The organism is Pseudomonas sp. PHC1, from assembly GCF_046487845.1.
GTDB classification, from domain to species: domain Bacteria; phylum Pseudomonadota; class Gammaproteobacteria; order Pseudomonadales; family Pseudomonadaceae; genus Aquipseudomonas; species Aquipseudomonas sputi.
Map to the genome: position 1 here is coordinate 189308 of NZ_JBJXHJ010000002.1, position 15712 is coordinate 205019.

Below are 15712 nucleotides of genomic sequence, written 5' to 3' on the forward strand. Positions count from 1 at the left end.
CGCGGGCTAGAGCTTCTGGCACGCGCGTGCAAGAGAAATAGAGTGGAAGAACCGACATGATCGACCTCGCAACCTGGAACCTCAGCGTTCCCGTTGGCAGCCCGCCCTACACTGTCGAAACCTCCAAACTGGTGAACGGCTTCAAGGATCAGTACTTCCATTCCGACACCGGCACCCTGTTCTTCTGGTCCCCGGTGACCGGCTCGAAAACCGAAAACGCCATTTACCCGCGCACTGAACTGCGCGAGACCTACAGCAATGGAACATTGCGCAACTGGTATTACCCCGACGCCGACAACCTGCTGCGCGCGACCCTTTCGGTCAACAAGGTGCCCAGCTCCGGCAAGATCGTCATCGGCCAGATCCACGCCTATGAAAGCCAGAAGCCGATGCTCAAGCTTGAATACCAATACAAAGAAAAAACCCAAACCGGCAACCTGGTGATCAAGCTGCGCACCCATCCGGATCAGGACGAAAGCCGCGTCATCACCCTCGCCACCGGGATCAAACTCAATCGCGAGTTCAACTACCTCATTCACCTGAGCCCCGGCGGTGCGCTGGGCGTGAGTGCGGCCGGGTATCAGTGGGATTCGCAGATCAGCGCGACGTGGCGCAACAAGCCGCTGTATTTCAAGGCAGGCGTGTATGTGCAGGACAACACCGGGTACACCAGTGAGGGTGGGCAGGTGACGTTCTCCAAACTCGATATCGATCACAATAAATAGCAGCCGCGCGACCGTTTAAGGCTTCTGTTTAAAGGCAGTGCGCGTAACGTCCCGAAGCCTACAACGGCTTGCGTCGCAGCCTACCGGTACGCCAGAATCCGCCGGCTTGTGCGCCTGGAGGGCCATCGGTAACTTGATTCGGGTCACTGATTCGCAGTGATCGGGTTTAGTAGCCCGCGGCTTCGAGCTTGTGCACAAGCATCTATCAGTCAGGAATTTCGATTCCTGCACCTGATGGCGACTGTGCGCAGGGCACCTTCGGGTGCGCCGGCTTGCTCGAAACCCCGGTCTACTAACCTGCGTACAGTTGCCTCCACTTTGATTAGTAGCCAGAGCGGGGGCACTCCAATCAGGTTTCGAGCAAATGATTAAATCTACGCCTCACCCGCCGGTCACAGACCCGGCCTCCCCCTACGATCCCCTCGACCCCACCAAACTCAACGAAGCCGCCGAACGCGCCCTCGACCACTACCTCTGCCCCGGCGCCCGCATCATGGCCACGGTCAACGAACCCGACCCCATGTACTTCGCCAACCCCGCCTACAACACCGAATCCCTGCTGGCCAACGCCAGCGAAACCCTCGGCTCCGCCAGCGAAATGCTCAACAACTTCGCCGCCACGCTCTCCCCCGCCGAGCGCAAAACCGCGATTGGCATTGCACAACTGGTGATGCTGGGGGAACTGGCGGTGAATCAGGCGCTGGATCACGTAGAACCAAAGCCGTAGCGGCGACCAGCGCAATGCAGCCACACTGAATCACTGGCCAATCACAAGCGCCCTTTAGCGCAGTGCAGTTTTCGAAGCCGCTAACTAAACCAGGGCCTCCATCTCTCACCCAATTCCAGGAAAAACGCCATGGTTCCGCAAGGAGACTGGCGTGTTTCCTGGATTGCACGTTTTTCTGTCCGCAATTAAACCTCCAAACGCCGACGATCAGACATAAAGAAATAAACCATACACCTTAAATGAAGAAAAAAACTAAACACCTGTTATTTCTGACAGTAGACGAGTCTCGCATTAGATAAAAGAATGTAATCTCGTCAATCAAAAGTGGTGATCAAAATGCAAACCTACGTAAGAGCATCCGAATTTAGCACCGAACGCTTTACATCTGAACAATTAACTTTCAAGCTAGAAAAAGGGACACTGCTGAGCTACTGGGGTGAAGGTAAAAAAAATACTGTAACATTCGAAGATGTTGATAACGATAAACAAGAAATCATCATAAAAGATGAATCTGGCAATCTGAAGAGCATATCAGTCGACGCTGACACATTAACGATCCCCATGACCCCTGCAGTTAACGAAACTGAAACTAAAGACCGAGGTTTACGTTTTTTAGGAGAAATGCTCTACTTTAATAAAGATAACAACCCCACACGCCCGTGTACAGCCGTGGCAATAATGGACAGACCATTGCCATATCGTTAACTCATTAGCCATATTTAATTGAGGACACAAAAAATGAGAGTTTTTAATCGTACCGAAAAAGAACTCGCCATTGAAGTGGGCGATATAGTCAGATGTGAAATCAAAAATAAACTTTACACTGCAAAAATTCTTGGCATTGACAAACAAAACAATGCCATTATCCTGCAGAAAGATGGTTCAACTAGACCCGAAGCAGTTCCTCTGGACGATGTAACCACTCATATTTCTTTAGACTTTAGTAGACTCCTTCATAATCCGGAATACGTTCCTTTGGTTCATAGTGGCTCAAACCGCCCTAAAGCTTGAAGGGACAGAGCTTGAGGGGACGGGTTTATTTATCAGGCAAATACACACACCCTCAAAACAAACAAACCCATCAACTTTCATTCTCTAATTGAGAATTCTAATGAGCATCAACGAGGACACGATTCGTGCGAGCTGCTTTCCATCCAATAAAATTCAATGGATAGCAAATTTAGCCAACAAAATAAAATGAGTGAGCGAAACAATACTGAAATAAAAAATGACTCCATTTGTATCATCCACGGGGGGATGGGGACTGATTTATTGGTGCATCAAGCGACGCCACATTAAATAAATCTGTCCCCGTCGCGGTTGAACAAACTTGTTTAAACAGCACAAATACTCCTGCTGAATAGTCCCGAGGTGAGTTATGCCAGTCCCTATTTACAGATCAATGCCCGCCCCCCGAATTCGGCTTATAGACCGAAACAGAACCGACATCACCGCACGAAGAGCAGTCGGAGTAGACTACAACAATCCGAAGTGTGTTGAATATACAACTTATGGATACACCGGCGTGTGCGACGGTTACTTTGTCGAGTTCCAGAAAATGTCATCCTTCACACCAGGAACACTCGTTACCCTGGATATTACAAACATATCTCCTGCCGCCACCACAACCCCAGTCAGCCAAAACCAGACTGTTAACGCCAATACTATATGGCCATACCAATTTATTCCGCCTTACCTTATGCGCCAGAATCTCGGGGCAGGGGTCCTGGAATTCGTCATAACCGTACAGCCCCCCTTAGCTTCACCTGGCGCACGACCTATTATTTACATTTCATTCGCCACCACAATGACCGCCTTGCCACCTTGAACATCGATCATGCAAGCGTCTCAGAAAGAAAAAATATAGAGCTTATCGAAGAGTCAAACCATGCCTATCTTAACATTACAGGTTCCTTTTCTACCGTCATGGCCCAACACCCCGGCCATTAGTGCTGCATCCATCAACAACGCACCTATCAATAACGCGCAGGTAGCGCTTGCTCCAAAGCTGCAGCTGAACCAGACTCCCAGAGGAACAAACACATACTTAGGGTTTTCGATATACTTACCTCAAACTACAAGAGTCGATGATATTTGTGAGATTTACATCGACCCAGTGGGCGCCCCACCCTCTACAACACCGGTCATCTCTCACGCCCTGACTTTGCAATTCTTGACTGACCTGACAAACGCCAATTTCAGCTATTTTGGAATTGAAGTTCTTAATCACCCAATCAGGCCAGGCGACTTCGAAGTTACTTTATTGTTTAAAAATGCCAGTGGCAGGATAACAGCGGTATGCTTTCCCCATCTGTTCATAATTTCATGAACACATCTTCGCTGAGCGCCCAGAGAGACGCGGCGGTCCCATCCAAAAGCTTGAGGGGACAGATATGTTTAATAAACTAGTCTACCCTCGCAACTTCCGAAAACGGTGACCGATTCATTTGTCGCATCCGCCGATAACAGACCCGACTTCCCATACGAATCAATCAATTCCCGAAAACTCAACGAAGCCGCCGAACGCGCCCTCGACCACTACCTCTGCCCCGGCGCCCGCATCATGGCCGCGGTCAACGAACCCGACCCCATGTACTTCGCCAACCCGCCTACAACACCGAATCGCTGCTGGCCAACGCCAGCGAAATGCTCAACAACTTCGCCGCCACGCTCTCCCCCGCCGAGCGCAAAACCGCGATTGGCATTGCACAACTGGTGATGCTGGGGGAACTGGCGGTGAATCAGGCGCTGGATCACGTAGAACCAAAGCCGTAGCGGCGACCAGCGCAATGCAGCCACACTGAATCACTGGCCAATCACAAGCGCCCTTTAGCGCAGTGCAGTTTTCGAAGCCGCTAACTAAACCAGGGCCTCCATCTCTCACCCAATTCCAGGAAAAACGCCATGGTTCCGCAAGGAGACTGGCGTGTTTCCTGGATTGCACGTTTTTCTGTCCGCAATTAAACCTCCAAACGCCGACGATCAGACATAAAGAAATAAGCCATACACCTTAAATGAATAAAAAAACTAAACACCTGTTATTTCTGACAGTAGACGAGTCTCGCACTAGATAAAAGAATGTAATCCCGTCAATCAAATAATGGCAATTCAAATGGCAATCCCCGTATTACACACTTCGGATCTTATTTCCGTATCGATTGAGACTCAAATACCACCACTTATCAGGCTACATGAAGGGCAAAAGTTGCGCATCTGGAGGGACCATACATGTTTTGATGGACAATTCGCAGGCATCAATAAAGATACTCGAGAAATCATCCTGAAAAATGGCTCCGACACTCCTAGGAATATACCAGTCGACGGTTCCACAATCCTGCTCCCCGTGGAAATTATCGGCCGTAAAGATTCCGAAAAAATCATTAACCTTGGTATAGCCTTGAGAAGAGTGGCGTCACTAGCATATGGATTAAGAGATGAAGCACCTTGATCATATTTAATTGAGGATATTAAAAATGAATTTAAGAACAAAGCTAATCGATCCGGAATTCGAGAATATGCCGTCCGAATATAGCGCCGCTATAGCAGCATACCAATTCTCCAATACCCCCCTCCGCCCACCCCCACTTTATTCGGATTTCAACACCAAACTCGCCAGTGTAGAAGTCCTTGCCATTGATTACGATCAAGGAAACGTTATCGTGAAAACAAGTGAATCCACTGGTCCCAAAGTAGTTCCTCTACGTGAGTTCAAGCCTTATATTCAAATAAGCTTCGACCACATCCTTGAACCTGAGCATGAGTATTTTTTAATTATACCCAAGAATGATGGTGAGAAATAGACAGTAAAAACCAATCAAATTCGACATATTGGTCTTTTCAACCAAAAACAGCCCACACCTGCGGATACTGCAATCCGCAGGTATCTGTAGCAACTCGACATACCAACACTGTCATCCGGTCGCTTACCTGAATGTGTGTTTCTCTCTATCACTTGGAAGTAAATATTTAACCTTGAGAGGACGGACTTATTTACCAGGCAAACACACACCTTCAAAACAAACCCGTCAACTTTTCATTCTTTAATGGAGAACTCTAATGAGCATCAACGAGGACACAATTTGCGTGAGCTACTTTCAGTCCAATAAAATTCAATGGATAGCAAATGTAGCCAACAAAACAAAATTAGTGAGCGGAACAATAAGTGAAATAAAAAATGACTCCGTTTGTATCATCCAGAACACCGGCCCTGTTGTTAAGATTCTTGTATCAGAAATACGAGCAATAATCATCGACAATCCGAACACAGATCGAGCCTCTAATCCACTAACGCAAAATGCTTCCAGCAGTGTAATGTCGAGCGCAAGAGACCTACCAATGCTTTCTAAAGGTCAGATTAATGAACTCTGTGCTGCTGGACATCGAGAATTCTGCTCTACTTCTCCATCCGCTCCTGTATTGGATTACCAAGACCCGAATCACTCACTAAGTTACGCTATATTGGCTGCTTCTGGTCCCTTCTCTACTACCCAAGGTATCCCGGATCCAAAACAAACCACCCACTCTCCCTCCTTGCCAACACCACTAACCTGGAAAGTCCACTCGATCACAGTACGTCAAGAAGCCATGGAATTTTTACCAACAACTCGCATCATCCATCCACCAGCCGGCATTTCGCCCACCGACTGGAACAGAAAATTCAATAATGATTCATCAATATCTATGAATAACAGCCACCCACAGCCATCTTCAAATGAAACAATACTAACCATAACCGTTCATGCAACGAAAACAACAGAAACATTGAAGATCCCCGTTACTTTCAGTCTTATCGAATATACACCTTCCGAAACCCAAGAAAACCAAAACAAATGAATGCGTCACCTTTAAGAGACAAGGGGGTCAAGAGATCAAGATAAAATCTTGAAAACCTTGAGGGGACGGACTTATTTAGTGCACCTAACGATGCCGCATTAAAGAGATCTGTCCCCGTTGCGGTCAGAAGCCTCAACGAAGCCGCCGAACGCGCCCTCGACCACTACCTCTGCCCCGGCGCCCGCATCATGGCCACGGTCAACGAACCCGACCCCATGTACTTCGCCAACCCCGCCTACAACACCGAATCGCTGCTGGCCAACGCCAGCAAAATACCAATTTCGCCGCGATACTCCCGCCGTCCCACCGCAAAACCGCGCTGGGAATTGCACAAGACGATCAGACATAAAGAAATAAACCATACATTCTAAATGAAGAATACAACTAAACACCTGTTATTTCTGACAGTAGACGAGCCTCGCATTTGATAAAAGAATGTAATCTCATCAATAAAGGAATGGTGATTCAAATGGAGCTGCTCACAAAGTACCCTGATCCTGAATACGATATCTTTCAGCGTAAACAACCAACTGTCACACTTGATAGCGGGCTTTTTTTGTACGTTTGGATGCCAGATCGCGATTATGCTGGAACATTCGAAGGTATCGATGCAAAAAATCAAGAAGTCAACATAAGAGATGAAACTGGCACTCTTAGGAATATACCAGTCGCCAAGGCGAGAATCTTCTGCCCCTTGGAAAGGTTGAGCCAGCTAGATGCTGGAAGCGACAACCCATCTGATATTTCACCTGAATTTAAAACAACACCCGAATCTATTAGGCGTTACCAGCGATCCGAATATTTTAGTTTCTCAGGTACAGTCTCGGCATTACTGCCGCGACGCCACTAACTATTAACTACTTAACCATATTTAATTGAGGACCATAAAATGAGAATTGTATCTAAAATCAAATCAACAATCGCCGTTTACGCAGGCGATGAAGTCACATGTGTAATAGGACAAAGAATTCACTTTACGAGAATTCTTGACTTTGATGTAAAAAGCCAATGCCTGATCCTAGAGGGAGTTGGTTCCCCCAAACCCAAAGCAGTTTCTATAGGCGATACTGAGCTTTTAGTGGAGTTAGACTTTAAGAAGGTCTTTCCACCTGAACCTGAACCTGAACCTGAACCTGAACCTGAACCCGTTTTGCTTCTTGCCCTCCCCTAATGGTGATGAGATATACACAGTGAAATCAAGCGATTTCGACATGGCGGCCTTTTTCAACCAGAACCAGCCCATACCTGCGGACACAGCAATCCGCAGGTTTCAGGAGTAACTAAAAATGCCAACACTATCATCCAGCCGCTTACCTGAATGTATCTTTTTCTCCACCTCTTTAAATTAAAACAGTTCGCCTCTCACGTTCCGGAATAAACCTCTTAAAACAGCACAAACATCCCTGCTGAATAGTACCGAGGTGAGTTATGCGCCCCCCCTAATTCGGCTTATAGACCGAAACAGAACCTACATCACCGCACGAAGAGTAGTCGGAGTAGACTGAAACAATCAGAACTGTGTTGAATACACAACTTATGGACACACCGGTGTGTGCGACGGTTACTTTATCGAGTTCCAGATGATGCCATCCTTCACACCAGGAACACTCATTACCCTGGATATTACAAACATATCTCCTGCCGCCACCACAACGCCAGTCAGCCAAACCCAGACTGTTAACGCCAATACTATATGGCCATACCAATTTATTCCGCCTTACCTTATGCGTCAGAATCTCGAGGCAGGGGTCCTGGAATTCGTCATAACCGTACAGCCCCCCTTAGCTTCACCTGGCGCACGACCCATTATTTACATTTCATTCGCCACCACAATGACCGCCTTGCCACCTTGAGTACCGCATTAAAGAGACCTGTCCCCGTTGCGGTCAAAGCAGTAGCGGCGACCTGCGCAATGCAGCCACACTGAATCCCTGGCCAATCACAAGCGCTTTTTAGCGCAGTGCCGTTTTCGAAGCCGCTAACTCAACCAAGAACTCCATTGCTCAGCCAAATCCAGAAAAAACGCCGTAGTTCCGTAAGGAGATTGGCGTTTTTCCTGAATTGCACGCTCTTCTGTCTGCACTTAGAACCTCTAAAAGTTGACGATCAGACACAAAGAAATAGGCCATACATTTTAAATGAAAAATACAGCTAAACACCTGTTACTTCTGACAGTAGACGACCCTCGCATTTGATAAAAGAATGTAATCTCGTCAATCAAGGAATGGTGATTTAAATGGAAAACCTCACAATGGACACTGTAGGTTCTGAATACAAAATCCCTCAGTGCGACCTACTAATTGACGTATATGTGGGGCTAGAGTTGTTCGTCTTAATGGAGAATAAAAGGACTGATGGAACATTCGAAGGTATCAATGCAAAAAATCAAGAAGTCATCATAAGAGATGAAACTGGCACTCTTAGGAATATACCAGTCGCCAAGGCCAGAATCTTCCGCCCGGGGCCAATCTTGATCCCGATAGATGCCGGAGGTGGCCACTCACTTCTTTTTATCCCCGAACTCCACACGATTTTCAGGTCTACTAACAGTCACGAGCGCTGCGACTCCTATCCATTCTCGGGTAAGGCCTTGGCAAGACTGTGGCCACCAACCAGCGTAAAATAAAGATAGTTTAAAACGTTAACTAATTAACCATTTTTAATTGATAACAAAAAATGATAGTGCCATTCGGGACGGATTTATTTAGTGCATCCAGCGAGCCGCATTAAATAAATCCGTCCCCGTCGCGGGTGATTTTTAGCCTCTAATTGTTGGCGGCGGATTGATCAATTTATCAATCCTTTGTTGAGCCTCTTTAACTGACGACTGTACCATTCCGATGACTTCCCCCCCCGGTTTTCTGTAGGTATAACCGACGGACTGCCCCACTAAACTTCCATTACTATCGTAATAGCCACCTGTCAGATCTTCATGAATTTCATAGCCTTTGTACGTGGAGTGATAAGCCATAACATTTTTCCTTTCCAGATTAAATTAAACACTAATAAAATCGTTCCCGGTTCAAGATTAGACGATCCTAATACTTTAAAGAACTGTCAAAGTTGACAGTTCTTTATAAAAAATAGCAATAACAGCTTCAAAAAAGTTGCATTAAATTTATCGACGCGGGTTTGCTGTAAAGAAATGGCCTGAAACGCAGCCTCCATATCATCCTGACTCACGTAATCAAATACGGGCGAAGAAAGCTGAGAGCCACCACTCGACTGGGAGTCGCGGGCACTTGAGGGGCCGGAGAGGGCGGCGTCGGCACACCCGGTGGAGTCGCACCAGAGTGAACGACTTCAACATCATAGATACCGGGCGTAATACCCAGGGCGGGCCAACGGCTTGTATTGATCTCGTTCTGGATAAATACACCTTGCTGCCTTCTAAGAGCCAAAAAAATCCGATAGTCATCGAGATGAATCTTTAAAACCGACGTCGGAAACAAGTTTTGGTCAACCAGCAACACTTCCAGTTCATCGCCCACCCGGGTAGCGTCTGGTAGCGCGTAATGCAAAGCAACGAACACCGTTCCCGGCACTTGCACCAGCAACGGAGCCACGCTTCTCATCTGAACAAATGGATAAGGATTAGGATCGAAAGCCGATGGCATGGTCGCAGTACCCTGCCCAATCAGATTTACCGGTCCTGGTACTATCGGGGCGATATTCATATTCAGCCTATGTGGATAAAAGATGCTCGCTGGATGATTAAAACCAAGCTCATACCTTTACAGCCTAACAAATGAATGAGCTCAAAAAACCTGTAAAAATAACAGCTTCACTTCTGAATGTCATAAGTACACTTCATAGCTTCCGCGTTACCCAGCCACTACGAACCTGCGATTGATGCTAGAGCCAATCGGTACGGATTTAATTTTTTATTTCTACGGTCAACAAATCCGCCTCCCATTTCCATTTAATTTATGCGCGCATGCAGATGTTTCCCTGAGCGAAGGAAAGTATCTGCACGCTGCCCTTGGTAATTCAGGGCATCTGGATTGTGAAAAAAAACGACCGCATGACATAGACAATGTCATTCACTGTGTCTGTCACTGAGCCAGAAACTTCAATCTGGCCAGCACCCAGTTTAAGCATGTCAGGCATGCCCATGGTTGTTTTTACTTTAGTAGTACTGTTGTAATAGAGGGGTATCATCATTTGTTTGCTGAAGGAATTTGCAGTGATGCCTGTTGTGTTGTTTTCCGCATAACAATCTACAACCATGCCTGGTTGGTAAGGAATGGTGCTTGGCCAAATGAAGCAACAACCACCCAAATACTGAAACAGGCTAAATGGCTTGTTGTACACAGTGTAGGCAACATTGTTTAAGTCTGTGGGATCTACACCCATAACAGGCGATGCTGGCTCATCGTCCGTGTCCGAATAGAATTGTTTGAATGGTTGGTTAACTACAATATATTTGGGCATGGCGAGCTTCCTTGTTTGGTCAGTGATAACGCTATCTTTCAATGCGGGATTGCAGGGGCGGTACCCTGCTGCTATCAATGTGTTTGTGTATGGATCTGGAAAACTTTACCGGCAACCAGTATGATCTTTGCGGCGATGCCGTTTTGGTTGTTTAAGACAACTTAGAGAGCTGTGAAGGTAAATATTTACTGACCATCCAGGCGGAAAATAATTACGCGGTTTTCTGATAGTGCATGTCTCCCAACGACAATACGTTTAGATGATCCAACCAGTTTTAAAAGAGGAGACTGTGTCGGAGCTTTACCGGAATCAATGTGACCGAAAACGTGCATTGACTGTGTGGGTATAGGTGCAGGTTTAGGTATAGATTCACTTTGCATTTCAAAACTACCGTTTGAATTTTGGTACCATTTACCTAGTGCAACGGCATCATCGAGAAACTCTTTGGTCAATTCAATGGATCGAATTTCACTAATGTTAACGTGCTCTGTCAATCCTGACTGGCTGTCCTTGACTGATACACTGTTAGTATCTTGATCGATGCTTTCTATCTCTCCATCAACTACTTTCGACCTTCCTTTTTTGACTTGTACTGCAAGAATCTTGGATCCAAGGCCATAGACAACGCAGATCTCTTCGCTCTGAACTTCCATTTTGATGCTCCTTTCTTTCTGGGTGATGGAGTCAGCTTGAGCGAATTTCTGAGTTTTTGCACCTGTCATAGTTGACAGGTTTATAGTCTTGTTCGGAGTTTAAAATTGATTTTTTATAGCAGCCCTCTATGTTTTTGTCGTTAAAGCCTAAGGTAGAAGACAAATTACCCAGCATCGACATCAACGTTTCCACGGCCATGCATCGAACTGTAATGCCTACGCTTTTTTCAATCTGCTCACGGTTCCCGGAGGGAGGATTTACCAGACGTTATTTTTAGAGGTCTCACATGATTATTCCGAAAAACTATAAGAAACTGCTACTTTTAACAGGTTACTGAAACAAATACGGAGTTCATCCTCGTGAGCGAAACAATTAAAAACCAGGGCGGGACAAATAAAAACATCCCACCTGAGCCAAACATCTCTCACAAACAGATGAAGGTAAAGAATGAGCCAGATCAATCTTAATGGGACTTACAATGGACGCGTATATGATGCCGGCGAGAGTCACAACGCTACGTTGACAATTAATTCATCAGACCCGTATACAAGCACCATAAATCAAGCCAGCATGGCGTACTTTGGGCTTCACTTTAACGTTATTGGAAGTTTTTTTCCTCAAAGCCCAATATATGGATCCGCCGTAAATTTAAATCTGCAAGCACAGGCCGGAGGCCCTGAATTTAATCTGCTCGCCATTAGCATGAGTTCAACGGACGGAGGTTGCTCCAATTTAAATGGGACAGTTCGAGTCGATCGCGGCGGACCGAATGTAGGTAAAACCTATAACATTTCCTTCACAAAGTGCTGACGCGTCTTATCAAACGGGCACTCCAGGCAACGGGATATGAGTTCGACATAAAACCCGGATAAAAGAAACCCGCCTCAAGGCGGGTTTCTTTCTACTCAGCTCAACACCCAGCCTCAATTGACCTTGGCGCTCAATTCACCTTTCAGATAACGCTGACACATGCCTTCCGGCGAGATCGGCTCGATCAATGAACCCGCCCCCCTATTCCTCGCCAACCCCGCCTACAACACCGAATCCCTGCTGGCCAACACCAGCGTAACCCTCGACTCCGCCAGCGAAATGCTCAACGACTTCGCCGCGATCCTCCCACCATCCCACCGCAAGACCGCGATGGATATCGCGCAAGTGGTGATGCTGGGGAAATTGGCGGTGAGTCAGACGCTGGATCATGTGGAACCGAAAATGTAATGACTGCATGCGAGAAAAACTCGCCCTGCTTATGGCGGGTTCTTGATTTAACCCGCCATCACGCCCTAGTCAGAAATCAATCAAGCCAGTTTTTATTTTCAGCCGGAATAGCTGCAACATCAAAAAGTTATAAAAGAGGGTCATTTTTGACAGTAGACCTCTACGTTCGTACGGATAAAATTTCCCAACAAGCAAGTACCACAACAGAAGGAAAATCAGCCATGGAAAATTCAGAAAATACACCCATACTGCTTTTAGACACTAAAGAGCTTAAACTGGATTGTGTAATCCTGACAAATGGCAAACATAAAAACGTTTCAGGATTGGTCACCGACATCAACGAAGCCAGCAAAATCATTACAATAAAAAATCTGGAAACAAATATAGAAACAACTGCTCCTCTCGATTCCATCAAGGCGTTACACCTCACAGAAAATTCATTAGAGAAGGCGCTGGTATTAATCAGATTTGCAAACTACGTTGACACTCAAGGTCATACACAGTTCACGCTACACAACCCAGCCGATGCACAAAGGCCAAAACCACAAATACCAGAATCAGCAAATAAATCTACACCCCATTCAGTTAAGGTTCCAGAACTACCTACAATTCTCCACTCGACTTTGGACATCAATAATATGGATATTACGTCATTGCCAGGAGGCCGGTTATTTCTTTCCATGTTTTTTGTACTAAAATCAGACATAACGACCATGCCGAAATAAATGGACAACCGAAGGAAGGAAAATCAAAGCCAACCAAAGGGACAATCGCAACTTATGGGACAACTCAAGACCTCTTAGCTCTAATTTAACAACAACCAATCAACACAAGAAAAACAACCCAACAGCATGAAAGGTGAACGTCATGGCAACGCCTACCACCCCTCCTCCATTTTTCATTGCGCCCGCTTTGCAATCTACTGAGTTTCTTCCCGCTGGAACGCCGGGAGTCAACGGAAATCTTCTGCCAGCCGGTTTCCAAAGAAATCCCGGCCCCTATAAATATGCGTCGGGAACACGCTTCATTTTTCTACCCACGCCAAACGTCGTTCCTGGCAGCCTCCTCACAATATATGCAGACCGTGTCATGTCTGCTAATGGCCAACCTTATAACTCGCCGCTGCCAACAACTTCATTTGTTCCGGTGACGATCACCTCTCCTAACTCTGCAACCATGTTCACCCTTCCTTATCAAAATAACGTTAATGGGACGGAAGGTTTTGTACTCGATCCTGGCTATGAAGTTTGGGCAGAAATATCGATTGCAGGCACGGCTTACGCGGTCACTCGTCCTTTCTATGGATTCTGGAATCCCTAGTACGCCTCCCCCTTCGATAAGGCCCCCGACAGAAAGAAGCAAAAGGGGCGAATTTAATTAACCATCAATTTCACACTAAAACTGCTACAAGCTGCGCAGATCATAAAATTTCACCCATATCGGACTTCGGCCCAACAAATCCAGATATTGTCCGTTACAGGTGATATTTCACGCAGCAGAAATATGAGCTCACCATGAGAGTTCAGACAAAAGAAAACCCGCCTCAAGGCGGGTTTCTTTCAACTCAGCTCAACACCCAGTCTCAATTGACCTTGGCGTTCAACTCACCCTTCAGATAACGCTGATACATGCTTTCCAGCGAGATCGGCTTGATCTTCGAAGCGTTGCCAGCAGTACCGAAAGCCTCATAACGAGCGATACATACATCGCGCATCGCCTTCACGGTTTCGCCGAAGAATTTACGTGGGTCGAACTCGCTCGGGTTGGTGGCCATCAGGCGACGCATGGCGCCGGTGGAGGCCAGACGCAGGTCGGTGTCGATGTTGACCTTGCGCACGCCGTGCTTGATGCCTTCGACGATTTCTTCAACCGGTACGCCGTAGGTTTCTTTGATGTCGCCACCGTACTGGTTGATGATCGCCAGCCACTCTTGTGGCACCGACGAGGAACCGTGCATCACCAGGTGGGTGTTCGGGATGCGTTTGTGGATTTCCTTGATGCGGTCGATCGCCAGCACGTCACCGGTAGGTGGCTTGGTGAACTTGTAGGCGCCGTGGCTGGTGCCGATGGCGATGGCCAGGGCATCAACCTGGGTCTTCTTGACGAAGTCAGCGGCTTCTTCCGGGTCGGTCAGCATCTGGCTGTGATCCAGAACGCCTTCGGCGCCGATGCCGTCTTCTTCACCGGCCATGCCGGTTTCCAGCGAACCCAGGCAGCCCAGCTCGCCTTCAACCGAAACGCCGCAGGCGTGGGCCATGGCGACGGTTTGTTGGGTCACGCGGACGTTGTATTCGTAGTCGGTCGGGGTCTTGCCGTCTTCGCCGAGGGAGCCGTCCATCATGACCGAGCTGAAGCCCAGTTGAATGGAGCGCTGGCAGACGTCAGGGCTGGTGCCGTGGTCCTGGTGCATGCACACCGGGATGTGCGGGAATTCTTCGATCGCGGCCAGGATCAGGTGACGCAGGAACGGGGCGCCGGCGTATTTGCGGGCACCGGCCGAAGCCTGGACGATCACCGGGGAGTCAGTCTTGTCAGCGGCTTCCATGATGGCGCGCATCTGCTCAAGGTTGTTGACGTTGAAGGCTGGAACGCCGTAGCCGAACTCGGCTGCGTGGTCCAGCATCTGGCGCATGCTGATAAGTGCCATTGTGTGTCTCTCTCCCGGTTTGGGTCGTTAATCGTGCCAGCCTGCCGGAGCGGCGGCGGCTATTCAAGTGATTGCAGATCGGGGGTTGAGGCCCGGCCTGGTGATTCGATAAAGCAAATTCTGTTTTATTCGGCCTTGCAGCCACGGCCGATCAGATCATTGGTGGCGACCCAGTAAACCAGGCCTTCCTCACCTTTGATGTGAAACGCCAGCATGTCGTCGCTGTACAGCGCGCCCGAGGCACCCGGCTCTTCTTTCAGGCGATAGACCTGATCGCCGCCGCCCAGGCGCACATCGACTTCCTGGCGGGCGGCATCGGTGTAGCGCCACAGCACCTTGGCCTGGCTGTCGCAGGTCCAGGTGGTCCAGTTATCCACAGGGCTGGACGACTGGAACGGGTTCCACTGCGCGCAACCACCCAACAAGCCCAGTGCCGCAACGGCGATCAAGCCTTTCATCCGTGTTCCTCGACCG

19 protein-coding genes and 3 pseudogenes are annotated in these 15712 nt (G+C 47.8%); 16 read left to right on the forward strand and 6 right to left on the reverse strand.

Features of this window, described 5'->3' with window-relative positions:
- The first annotated feature begins 56 nt into the window (after positions 1 to 56).
- The 12 genes and pseudogenes from ACKJSM_RS03360 (at position 57) to ACKJSM_RS03415 (ending at position 8911) form a co-directional block, all read left to right on the forward strand.
- The gene (locus ACKJSM_RS03360) at positions 57 to 725 is read left to right on the forward strand and encodes a polysaccharide lyase family 7 protein (protein ID WP_236178869.1); all 669 of its coding nucleotides are present in this window, start codon (positions 57 to 59) and stop codon (positions 723 to 725) included.
- A gap of 364 nt (positions 726 to 1089) precedes the next feature.
- Positions 1090 to 1452 carry a DUF6124 family protein gene (locus ACKJSM_RS03365; protein ID WP_410236614.1) on the forward strand — a complete coding sequence of 121 codons (363 nt, stop codon included), beginning with the start codon at positions 1090 to 1092 and terminating at the stop codon, positions 1450 to 1452.
- Positions 1453 to 1788: 336 nt separating this feature from the next.
- The gene (locus tag ACKJSM_RS03370; RefSeq protein ID WP_410236615.1) at positions 1789 to 2157 is read left to right on the forward strand and encodes a hypothetical protein; all 369 of its coding nucleotides are present in this window, start codon (positions 1789 to 1791) and stop codon (positions 2155 to 2157) included.
- A gap of 33 nt (positions 2158 to 2190) precedes the next feature.
- Positions 2191 to 2463, forward strand: a complete 273-nt coding sequence (locus ACKJSM_RS03375) for a hypothetical protein (protein ID WP_410236616.1) — start codon at positions 2191 to 2193, stop codon at positions 2461 to 2463.
- 877 nt (positions 2464 to 3340) lie between these two features.
- On the forward strand, positions 3341 to 3781 hold the full coding sequence (locus tag ACKJSM_RS03380; RefSeq protein WP_410236617.1) for a hypothetical protein: 441 nt from the start codon (positions 3341 to 3343) through the stop codon (positions 3779 to 3781).
- A gap of 112 nt (positions 3782 to 3893) precedes the next feature.
- Positions 3894 to 4227, forward strand: a pseudogene (locus tag ACKJSM_RS03385) (DUF6124 family protein).
- 698 nt (positions 4228 to 4925) lie between these two features.
- Positions 4926 to 5252, forward strand: coding sequence for a hypothetical protein (locus ACKJSM_RS03390; RefSeq protein WP_410236618.1), 327 nt, complete (start codon positions 4926 to 4928; stop codon positions 5250 to 5252).
- A 256-nt stretch (positions 5253 to 5508) separates the two neighbouring features.
- Complete coding sequence (locus tag ACKJSM_RS03395) at positions 5509 to 6285, forward strand: hypothetical protein (protein ID WP_410236619.1); 777 nt, start codon at positions 5509 to 5511, stop codon at positions 6283 to 6285.
- 125 nt (positions 6286 to 6410) lie between these two features.
- Positions 6411 to 6634: pseudogene (locus ACKJSM_RS03400) on the forward strand (hypothetical protein); the annotation flags it as partial.
- 120 nt (positions 6635 to 6754) lie between these two features.
- On the forward strand, positions 6755 to 7135 hold the full coding sequence (locus ACKJSM_RS03405; RefSeq protein WP_410236620.1) for a hypothetical protein: 381 nt from the start codon (positions 6755 to 6757) through the stop codon (positions 7133 to 7135).
- A gap of 39 nt (positions 7136 to 7174) precedes the next feature.
- Positions 7175 to 7456, forward strand: a complete 282-nt coding sequence (locus ACKJSM_RS03410; RefSeq protein WP_410236621.1) for a hypothetical protein — start codon at positions 7175 to 7177, stop codon at positions 7454 to 7456.
- 1065 nt (positions 7457 to 8521) lie between these two features.
- Positions 8522 to 8911: a hypothetical protein gene (locus ACKJSM_RS03415; protein ID WP_410236622.1), complete on the forward strand. Its 390-nt coding sequence runs from the start codon at positions 8522 to 8524 to the stop codon at positions 8909 to 8911.
- Between the two features lie 132 nt (positions 8912 to 9043).
- Here ACKJSM_RS03415 and ACKJSM_RS03420 read toward each other — a convergent pair whose 3' ends face one another.
- From ACKJSM_RS03420 to ACKJSM_RS03435, 4 genes are all read right to left on the reverse strand, one after another.
- Complete coding sequence (locus ACKJSM_RS03420) at positions 9044 to 9256, reverse strand: hypothetical protein (protein ID WP_410236623.1); 213 nt, start codon at positions 9254 to 9256, stop codon at positions 9044 to 9046.
- Positions 9257 to 9464: 208 nt separating this feature from the next.
- A complete protein-coding gene (locus tag ACKJSM_RS03425) occupies positions 9465 to 9902 on the reverse strand; it encodes a hypothetical protein (protein ID WP_410236624.1) in 438 nt (145 codons plus the stop codon).
- Between the two features lie 373 nt (positions 9903 to 10275).
- Positions 10276 to 10719, reverse strand: coding sequence for a hypothetical protein (locus tag ACKJSM_RS03430; protein WP_410236625.1), 444 nt, complete (start codon positions 10717 to 10719; stop codon positions 10276 to 10278).
- 185 nt (positions 10720 to 10904) lie between these two features.
- Positions 10905 to 11372 carry a hypothetical protein gene (locus tag ACKJSM_RS03435; RefSeq protein ID WP_410236626.1) on the reverse strand — a complete coding sequence of 156 codons (468 nt, stop codon included), beginning with the start codon at positions 11370 to 11372 and terminating at the stop codon, positions 10905 to 10907.
- Positions 11373 to 11820: 448 nt separating this feature from the next.
- Between ACKJSM_RS03435 and ACKJSM_RS03440 the strand changes: the two genes are divergently transcribed.
- The 4 genes and pseudogenes from ACKJSM_RS03440 to ACKJSM_RS03455 all read left to right on the forward strand — a co-directional run bounded on the left by ACKJSM_RS03440 (position 11821) and on the right by ACKJSM_RS03455 (position 13911).
- On the forward strand, positions 11821 to 12183 hold the full coding sequence (locus ACKJSM_RS03440) for a hypothetical protein (protein WP_410236627.1): 363 nt from the start codon (positions 11821 to 11823) through the stop codon (positions 12181 to 12183).
- Between the two features lie 174 nt (positions 12184 to 12357).
- Positions 12358 to 12591: pseudogene (locus ACKJSM_RS03445) on the forward strand (DUF6124 family protein); the annotation flags it as partial.
- On the forward strand, positions 12591 to 13316 hold the full coding sequence (locus tag ACKJSM_RS03450; RefSeq protein WP_410236628.1) for a hypothetical protein: 726 nt from the start codon (positions 12591 to 12593) through the stop codon (positions 13314 to 13316). The pseudogene ACKJSM_RS03445 and the gene ACKJSM_RS03450, both read left to right, overlap by 1 nt.
- A 142-nt stretch (positions 13317 to 13458) precedes the next feature.
- The gene (locus ACKJSM_RS03455) at positions 13459 to 13911 is read left to right on the forward strand and encodes a hypothetical protein (protein ID WP_410236629.1); all 453 of its coding nucleotides are present in this window, start codon (positions 13459 to 13461) and stop codon (positions 13909 to 13911) included.
- A gap of 262 nt (positions 13912 to 14173) precedes the next feature.
- Here ACKJSM_RS03455 and fba read toward each other — a convergent pair whose 3' ends face one another.
- Positions 14174 to 15238, reverse strand: a complete 1065-nt coding sequence (fba, locus tag ACKJSM_RS03460) for a class II fructose-bisphosphate aldolase (RefSeq protein ID WP_007959708.1) — start codon at positions 15236 to 15238, stop codon at positions 14174 to 14176.
- Between the two features lie 125 nt (positions 15239 to 15363).
- A complete protein-coding gene (locus ACKJSM_RS03465; protein WP_236178867.1) occupies positions 15364 to 15696 on the reverse strand; it encodes an MliC family protein in 333 nt (110 codons plus the stop codon).
- Positions 15697 to 15712: the final 16 nt, after the last annotated feature.